Annotated in this window: 1 pseudogene; it reads right to left on the bottom strand. The window is 44.9% G+C overall.

What is annotated here, in order from left to right:
* Positions 1 to 338, bottom strand: a pseudogene (locus tag J1N10_RS21500) (hypothetical protein); the annotation flags it as partial.
* Positions 339 to 481: the final 143 nt, after the last annotated feature.

Raw genomic sequence — 481 nt, 5'->3', positions numbered from 1 at the left:
AAGGTCAAATCACCATCCAACACATTACGCTCACCGCGTCGGTTGGTCGTATCCGCCTGGATAGCTTTCAGAATCTTAGCCGCTAATCGGTTCGAAACCTTCTTATCAGCTGCTCTCACCAGCACTTCATTTAAAGCATTACGCAGCTCTTTACCTGCTATGCCGGCACGACCAAACTCAGCACCATTTTCACGAGTCCTGGCATACGCCGGGTCCTTCTTAATACGATCGCCATCCACACCACCTTTTTCTCGTGCCATGTACTGGCCATTGCTTTTGTAAAACGACAAATCACCAACACGACCTTCCAACTTAATCACTCCTTTTTGCCTTGCCATAACTTCAATTTTTATGGGTTAATAAATTCAAAGTACAATCCCATAAATAGCAATTCAAATGTGAGCGTCCGACTTGTCCCTGTTGGTAACTTTTGTCCGTAAAACACCCCGTTTGCCAGCCAGCGTTTTAGTATATTAGTAGT

The sequence above is a fragment of the Carboxylicivirga litoralis genome, from assembly GCF_025499605.1.
Taxonomy (GTDB): domain Bacteria; phylum Bacteroidota; class Bacteroidia; order Bacteroidales; family Marinilabiliaceae; genus Carboxylicivirga; species Carboxylicivirga litoralis.
The sequence above is the reverse complement of the archived record's forward strand: the minus strand, read 5'-3'. Positions and strand labels throughout refer to the sequence as shown.